Annotated in this window: 5 protein-coding genes and 1 pseudogene; all 6 read right to left on the bottom strand. The window is 40.1% G+C overall.

The annotated features are described in order from the left end of the window. Positions 1-103: 103 nt before the first annotated feature. The 6 genes and pseudogenes from E0L13_RS11590 to E0L13_RS12035 all read right to left on the bottom strand — a co-directional run bounded on the left by E0L13_RS11590 (position 104) and on the right by E0L13_RS12035 (position 5,583). Entirely contained in the window at positions 104-862 is a 759-nt protein-coding gene (locus tag E0L13_RS11590) for an SDR family oxidoreductase (protein ID WP_095629500.1), read from the bottom strand. 39 nt (positions 863-901) lie between these two features. Beyond that, a complete protein-coding gene (locus E0L13_RS11585) occupies positions 902-1,663 on the bottom strand; it encodes an aldolase/citrate lyase family protein (RefSeq protein ID WP_107196455.1) in 762 nt (253 codons plus the stop codon). Positions 1,664-1,704: 41 nt separating this feature from the next. After that, positions 1,705-3,114 carry an FAD-binding oxidoreductase gene (locus E0L13_RS11580; RefSeq protein WP_095629502.1) on the bottom strand — a complete coding sequence of 470 codons (1,410 nt, stop codon included), beginning with the start codon at positions 3,112-3,114 and terminating at the stop codon, positions 1,705-1,707. Between the two features lie 112 nt (positions 3,115-3,226). Further along, entirely contained in the window at positions 3,227-4,534 is a 1,308-nt protein-coding gene (locus E0L13_RS11575) for an MFS transporter (protein WP_107196454.1), read from the bottom strand. 144 nt (positions 4,535-4,678) lie between these two features. Beyond that, positions 4,679-5,335: pseudogene (locus E0L13_RS11570) on the bottom strand (fumarylacetoacetate hydrolase family protein). 32 nt (positions 5,336-5,367) lie between these two features. Further along, positions 5,368-5,583 (bottom strand): hypothetical protein, encoded by a 216-nt coding sequence (locus tag E0L13_RS12035; protein ID WP_346766181.1) that lies wholly within the window; start codon positions 5,581-5,583, stop codon positions 5,368-5,370. Positions 5,584-5,697 lie beyond the last annotated feature (114 nt).

Raw genomic sequence — 5,697 nt, 5'->3', positions numbered from 1 at the left:
TTTCACTAAGGGGAATATATAATAGAATATAAAAAAAACTAAAGGTTTGCCACGCATGGTAAATATATACGTGACAAACCCTTCGTATTATGGCCTCAATTCATTAACTAGCCGTCCATCCGCCGTCAATTGCAATATCTGCTCCAGTAATATAACTTGCCTTATCCGATGCTAAAAAAAGAATAACGTTTGCAACTTCATCAGGTGTGCCGACACGCTTCATAGGCGTACGCGAATCTATAATCGTAGTATAAGAAGGATCTTGCAGTACCTTCTCTACTAACGGAGTAGCTATAAATGCAGGCGACACACAATTTACACGAACACCTTTTGTAGCCCATTCATTTGCCAAACCCTTAGTAAAATTACGTATCCCAGCTTTACTTGCTCCATAGATCGATAATCTTTGCATGTTGATGTGACTTTGCAAGGATGACAAGCTAATAATAGCCCCCTTCTGTTGTTTTAACATTTCCTTACCCACTTCAACCGTGCAGAAATACGCCCCTTTCAGATTGATATTCATAATATAATCCCAATCTTCTTCTACGTAATCTACTGCATATTTTCTATTATTAACTCCAGCAGAATTAACTAACACATCAATTTTGCCAAATTGATCTATAACATCGCCGACCATTTGCTTGATCTCAGCTACTTTACTTACATCCACCGCCAAGGCGCTTGCAGAAAATCCCGCTTGCTGCAATTCATCAGCAAAAGACTGACACTCTTCCAGATGGCGGCTGGCAATAATACAATGTGCGCCTTCTTCACAAAAACGCCTTACCGTAGCAGCGCCAATTCCTTTGCTGCCCCCTGTAACTAGTACGATTTTCCCGGAAAATTCACCCATTATCATCCACACCCCTTCTCAAAAGGATACGCGCATACAGTTTCATCAATGTTCTTTAAAGTAGTCAGCGTTTTCCTTAAAACGAGTAAACAATTCACCTACGTCGCTCGAGAAGGAAACGTACTGTACGCCTCGTTTTTTCCATTCTACGGCTTTCTTCACGTCGTCGACGAAGAAGCCTACGGCTACGCCGACTTCTTTCGCCTGAGCCATGATTTCATTCATCTGTTCGATGACCTTCGGATGATCTACCTGGCCGGGGATGCCCAAGGAGGCCGAGAGATCGTAGGGGCCGACGAACAAGACGTCTACGCCTTTGACCTTCAAGATTTCCGGCAGAGCGTTGACGCCGTCCTGGCCTTCTACCTGAAGGATAACGGCCGTTTCTTCATTGGCCTTGCCGAAGAAATCGGCTTTATCGATGCTGCCGTAGCGGCCGGCGCGAACGAAGCGGTTGCAGCCGCGGCTGCCTTCCGGCGCGAATTTAGCGGCCTGTACGGCAATTTCAGCAGCTTCCTTAGAGCCGATATTCGGAATCTGAACGCCGTCGGCGCCCAAGTCCAGGGCTTTGTCGATCAATTCGGGATTGCCTTCGTATACGCGGACGATAGCCGGAATATCCGTCAATTTCGCAGCGCGGATCAAGTCGACGGTGCTTTCCAAGGGAATTTCGCCGTGCTCGTTGTCGATGATGACAAAGTCAAAGCCTGCCAAGCCAGCGATTTCTACGACGGCCGGGTAATTCATGTTGAGGAACGGCCCAAATAACCGTTCGCCATTTTTCAATCTTTCTTTAAACTTACTCATAACGACTCCTATATAATATGTAATATATGTATGTAATAAATTTATTCAACCTCAATAACTTTAGATGGGTTCATAATATTATTAGGATCCCAAGCTTTCTTCAATAAACGCATAAGTTTTAATTCACCTTCAGGAGTAAATTTTTCAAATTCCTCTTTTTTCTTATAGCCAATGCCGTGTTCGCCAGACATCTTTCCGCCCAGGCTATATACCAATGCAAAAATATCATCATCATATGCATGCAAGGTATTCGCCCATTCTTCTGGACCTTGATTATGTGTATTCAAAATATTCACATGAATATTGCCATCACCAATATGAGCTACAATACCGCCATCAATATCGTGTTTCTTCATGATATTCGGAAGTTCTGTTGTGACATTGATAATTTTATCAAGAGGAACGACATAGTCCGAACTAGCCCAAGTCAAGCAAATTTCGCGGCAAGCATCGGCAAATTGTTTTCTGGCTTCCCAAATTCGGTCATCAGCCATCAGTACCTCGACGGCACCAGCCTCATCGCATAAATCGCCTAATTTTTCCATTTTTTTATCGAGCTCATCTTGATCGTATGATTCAACAGTAATAATATCATACACGCCATTTTTCTTAGCGTACGGCAAATCGCATTTAATAAAATCGCCGCTAATAACAATAGCCCGGTTATCCATATATTCAATGCTTGTCGGCTCAATACCTGCCTTCAAAATCTTTCTCGGCAAAGCTAACGCTTTTGCAGGATCATCAAAAATAGCAACGATATCGAAGGAATACGGCGGCAGCATCCTCAATTTTAACGTCGCTTCTGTAATAATTCCCAGTGTACCTTCAGATCCACAGATCAATTGCTCTAAACAGTATCCCGTGCTGCATTTTTCTAACCGGGCACCAACTTTTACAATGTCGCCAAGCGGTGTTACAACAGTAAGGTCATAGATTTGATGACGAGTCGTACCATAACGAACAGCTTTGTTTCCCCCAGCGTTGGTTGCTAAATTTCCGCCTATCTGACAACTTTCAGCACTGCACGGATCGCCGGCATACAATAATCCTTTTGCTTTCGCAGCTTGCTGCAAATCAACAGTACGAACGCCTGGCTGAACCACGCAGTACAAGTTTTCGGCATCCATTTCAAGAATCTGATTCATTCGTTCTAATTCTATAACAATTCCATGATGCACAGGAATCGCCCCGCAAGATAGCCCTGTTCCAGCCGAACGCGGCGTAATTGGAACTAAGTATTTATTAGCTAACTTAACAACTTCGGCAACTTCTTCAGTAGAAGCCGGAAATACAACAACTTCAGGATAACTGAAATAAATAGAATTCCCTTCTTCGTCAGTCTTATAAATCTCTAATTTATCTGGATCCGTCGTAGCATATTTATCTCCGACAATTTTCTTTAATTCATTGACAACTTCATCTGTCACAGGATTGTATTTCATAAGTATTCCACCCTTTCTATAGCTCTACATGTTTGATAAAAAGACCTTTTTTTGCAGACCGATAGGTGACCTCAAAAAAGGTCTTTTCATTATTTCGCCAAATTCAATAAAAGTTAAATTACTCCATCCCAATTTTCTTATCAAAATTGATTAAAACAGGGAATAAACCCGTTCCAAGGGCTAAAGCAATAAATAACATCAAAGCCCAATAATACGAACCAGTAGCTCCAACAATCAACCCGACAACGATAGGAACAACTGCACCACCGACATTGCCAAACATATTCATAATGCCACTGAGAGTGCCACTATATTGCCGATCCGCAACAATCGACGGTAAAGACCAGTACATTGTTCCACACCATTTTTCAAAAAACATCGAGATACTAAGCATCGCAATAGCAAAGTAGATATCTGTTGCTACTGAAAGCAAATACATCGGAACAGCAATGCATACACCTAACAGAGGAAATAACCGTCTGAATACGGCATTAGTATCTTTTGCACTTTGACGAATTTTATCAGTAACGACACCGCCTAATAATTGTCCAACAGTTCCTACTGCATAAATTAAGAAAATAGACCAACCTAAATCTTTAATATTCAGATGATGTACTGCCGCCAAATATAAGGCGCCCCAGGTCATTAAACCATACCAAAATGCATCATAAGCGCCAAATCCCAGACATACTCCCCAGAAACTCCGTGAACCTAAATATGTCGTAGCCGTTGAACCAGATTTTGCATCATCCATGTTTTGGCCGCTTAAAGAACTAGCATCCTCTTCTTCAAAAGCTTTGCGTAAATATTCACGTTCCGCTTCATTAATGCTCTTATTCGTTTCCGGTGTAGATCCAATAATGGGTTTACAAGCTAGCACTACAATAATTGTTAATACGCCTGCTGCAATTAAAGCGCCACGCCAACCGTCAAGAAAAGCTACAAATAGTGCACATAACGGTGCTCCTAACGCATTCCCCAAAGCCGAACCGGAATCCATTAATGCAGCACCTTTACCACGTTCATTTTTAGTCAGCCAGACAGACTGTAATTTCCCTCCAGAGGGATAAATCGGAGCTTCTGAAATACCCAATAATGCACGAATAGCAATAAACATTGTGCTATTATGGATAAATCCAGTAAAAATCTGAAATATCCCCCACAAGATCCCTGTACCGACAATAACTTTACCGGGTGCAAATTTATCGCATAACCATCCAGAAGGTATCTGCATTACTACATAGCCCCAAAAAAATGCACTCAGAATGACACCTACAAGTTCAGGGCTAAATTGCAAATCTTCCTGAATCATAGGCATTAATACAGAAATAACAGCACGGTCTACGTAGTTGATAGTAACGAGAATCAGCAATGCTAAAAACACTCGCCATCGAACGTTTGTAGGTTTTTGAGTTAATTGAGTCATAAAAATTTCACCATCTTTCTAAAAATATCGCTAAACCTTAAAACTTGCAATATGTGCCTCATAAAAGCCTCCGGAGCAAATATCCGCACACACTATATATATAACCCTGCGCAGGTTACAAGCCCTTCGATAAAAATCCATCAGTTATTTAACTGAATTCGATAAAGTCCCAATGTCAGATATAGTTATTTCTACTAAATCTCCAGAACGAAGATATTTAGGCGGCGTAAAACCTACCCCTACGCCAGAAGGAGTACCAGTTGCAATAACATCACCTGCATAAAGAGTAGTCCCTTCCGATAAAGTTTGAATTATTTTAGAAATGGAAAAAATAAATTCCTTAGTGGTAGCATGTTGCCGTATTTCTCCATTAACCTTAGTCATAATTTCAAAAAAACTTGGGGCTTCATCTTTTAGTAAAATACACGGTCCCATAGGAGCAAATGTATTAAGGCTCTTCCCATGAAACCATTGCCCATATTTACTTTATAAATCTCTCGCAGAAACATCGTTTAGAATAGTATATCCATACACATACTCCATTGCATTTTCTGCCGATATATTCATACCTGTTTTACCAATAACAACAGCTAGCTCCCCCTCATAATCTAATGCCTTCGTTATCATTGGATGGGAATCAATCAATTCTTCAGGTCCAATAATTCCCGAAGCAGCTTTTGTAAAAATAACTGGACATGACGGTAATTTTTTTTGTATTTCCATATTAAAATTTTTTTCAAATTCACCTACATGTTCTACATAATTTTCGCCAATACAAAATATATTTCTTCTCAAATTCATAATAGGTGCAGTAATAGTGATAGCATCAATATTTAATGATTTAATAACGTAATATTCTTTTTTTTTAACTTAGCTTTCAGCCTATTTAATCCATTAGGTCCTAAAGAAATAAAATCTAAAAGGTTTTCAGGAAGGTGTACCGATATTGCGTGAGATAAATTTTCTGCACTATACACTTCATCCCCATCCAGTATCCCCCATTGGAGTTTGTTATTGCACTTAAAAGATACTAATTTTCTTATATTCATGACTATCACCTTTTACCACATTTATAAACGCCCTCGACATTCTTAATTACGAATTATTTCGTATTTACGTTTGTATTTATATTTTTGCACGTTATACAATTAAAGTCAATACTT

Origin of the sequence: Megasphaera sp. SW808 (genome assembly GCF_012027795.1) — a bacterium.
Classification (GTDB): Bacteria; Bacillota; Negativicutes; order Veillonellales; family Megasphaeraceae; genus Megasphaera; species Megasphaera stantonii.
This window is presented reverse-complemented; position numbering and strand designations above follow the sequence as displayed.

Bases quoted from the DNA above. Each gene is read 5' to 3' on its own strand.
- E0L13_RS11590 (WP_095629500.1), bottom strand. From the start codon at position 862: ATGATAATGGGTGAATTTTCCGGGAAAATCGTACTAGTTACAGGGGGC.
- E0L13_RS11585 (WP_107196455.1), bottom strand. From the start codon at position 1,663: ATGAGTAAGTTTAAAGAAAGATTGAAAAATGGCGAACGGTTATTTGGG.
- E0L13_RS11575 (WP_107196454.1), bottom strand. From the start codon at position 4,534: ATGACTCAATTAACTCAAAAACCTACAAACGTTCGATGGCGAGTGTTT.
- E0L13_RS12035 (WP_346766181.1), bottom strand. From the start codon at position 5,583: ATGAATATAAGAAAATTAGTATCTTTTAAGTGCAATAACAAACTCCAA.